Source organism: Pseudoalteromonas sp. BSi20311 (assembly GCF_000239875.1).
Taxonomy (GTDB): Bacteria; Pseudomonadota; Gammaproteobacteria; order Enterobacterales; family Alteromonadaceae; genus Pseudoalteromonas.
Window position 1 is genome coordinate 1 of the sequence record NZ_BADU01000172.1, and the last position, 2,135, is coordinate 2,135.

Annotated in this window: 2 protein-coding genes; both read left to right on the forward strand. The window is 44.7% G+C overall.

The window, feature by feature from the left end; genetic code table 11:
* Positions 1–1,327, forward strand: a 1,327-nt coding sequence (istA, locus tag P20311_RS17470; protein WP_036985301.1) for an IS21 family transposase, incomplete at its 5' end; no start/stop codon positions are given.
* Entirely contained in the window at positions 1,320–2,072 is a 753-nt protein-coding gene (istB, locus tag P20311_RS17475) for an IS21-like element helper ATPase IstB (RefSeq protein ID WP_008115339.1), read from the forward strand. The genes istA and istB, both read left to right, overlap by 8 nt.
* Positions 2,073–2,135 lie beyond the last annotated feature (63 nt).

Genomic DNA, 2,135 nt, shown 5'->3' on the forward strand with positions numbered 1-2,135 from the left:
GCGTATAGATCCACTTGAGTCTATCTGGGACAGTATTGTTGTCCCTCTACTTCAAGGTGATGCAACGTTAACTCCAGTGGGAATTTTTGATCACCTTTGCGAGTTTCACACCGACAAATTTAACCCTAGCTCACGGCGTACATTAGAGCGTCGAATTCATAAATGGCGGGCACTGTATGGCTCAAGTAAAGAGGTCGTATTCCTGCAAACACACGAGTATGGCCTATTAGGTATGTGTGATTTTACACATGTGAAGTCACCCGTTACCATTGCTAGTGAACCCCTAAAGCATATGTTGTTTCATTATCGTATGCCCGCCAGTGGCTGGGCTTACGCCCAAGTGATTTACGGCGGTGAAAGCTTTGCTGCTTTTTCTGATGGCGTGCAAAACGCATTTAAAGCAGCCGGCGGTGTGCCTAAAGAAGTGCGTACAGACAGTCTGAGTGCTGCGTATCGTAATCACACTAATGATAACGATTTTACAGAGCGCTTTAATGAATTAGTCACCCATTATGGCTTTAAAGCGACCCGCAATAACCGCGGTATTGCGCATGAAAATGGGGCTATTGAGAGCCCTCATGGGCATCTTAAATCGCAACTGGAGCAAGCATTAAAAATCCGTGGTAGTTATGACTTTCAGACAAGAGAAGTCTATGAATCGTTTGTTGCCGACATTGTAGCTCGCCGTAATCGCCGTGTAAGTGATAAATACGCAGTAGAGCAGCGACAATTACATGCTTTACCACGGACGATGAGCGTCAATTACACCGAGCATTATCTAACGGTGTCACGTACGAGTACTATTTCATTGAAACGTGTTACCTATAGCGTCCCGTCACGCCTTGTTGGTAGCCGATTACTTGTTCGTTTATATGACAACCGTTTAGAGCTGCGCTATGGCAGCGATTTAGTTCAAACGTTAGCGCGTGTCTATGCCTCTAAAGGGTGCCGTGCACGTAATATTAGTTACTTGCATGTTATTGACGCACTGGTTAAAAAACCATTGGCATTTCGCTACTCACAACTACGTGACGACTTACTTCCAAGCGACAATTACAAAGCTATTTGGGAATACGTTAATGCCCACCTTTTAGCGGATGAAGCGAGCTATTACATGGTGAAATTGCTCCATTTAGCGAAGCAAAGTGGGTGTGAACGTCAATTAGGACGATTTGTAGCAGCGTCAATTACTCAGCGACAATTACCGGCCATCCGAGAATGTGAAGCGCAATTTTTAGTGATTGCATCAAACATACCCACAATAACAATAAAGCAACACAGCTTGAGCGCTTATAGCAGCATGATACCGGGAGGCCTACATGGATAACTTCACGGCCTCGTTACCTTTAATGCTGAAACAATTAAAGCTTAGCACCATGCTTCAACAGTGGAATACCCTGGGCAAAAAAGCGATAGAAGAGCAATGGAGCCCGCAGCAATACTTGTCTGAGCTGTGCCATATTGAACTTGCGACACGCGATGATAAACGCCTTCAGCGGCTTTTAAAAGATGCAAAATTGCCCGTGGGTAAACACCTTAGCAGCTTCGACTTTACCCTTGTTGATGGGGTTAGTAAGCCCCTTGTTGCTGATTTAATAAATCAGCCGGATTGGTTGAAGCACGGTGGCAATATATTGCTATTTGGCGCCAGTGGTCTTGGTAAAACGCATATCGGCAGTAGTATCGGTTATGGCCTTATCGAGCAGGGCCATAAAGTTAAGTTTGTTGCCGCGTCAGCGATTGTTCAACAACTCCAGCAAGCAAAGCGACATTTACGCTTGCAAGATGAACTTGTAAAGCTCGATAAATACAGCTTATTAATCGTTGATGACGTTGGTTACGTTCGAAAAACGGAACAGGAAACGAGCGTGCTGTTTGAATTGATAGCCCATCGCTATGAGCGACACAGCATGATCATCACATCAAACAAATCATTCGAACAATGGGATGAACTATTTGATGATTCAACGATGACTGTCGCGGCAATCGATCGCTTGGTTCATCACGCAACGATTATTCATTGCGAAGGTGAAAGTTACCGACGCAAAACAGCGCTCAATAAGAGCAAATAAAATTCGGTGTCAACCGGCCAAGATAATTGACGCGGAACCGGCCAAGTTAATTGACGCTAGATA

Coding starts and splice junctions, on each gene's coding strand:
- istB (WP_008115339.1), top strand. CDS start 1,320: ATGGATAACTTCACGGCCTCGTTACCTTTAATGCTGAAACAATTAAAG.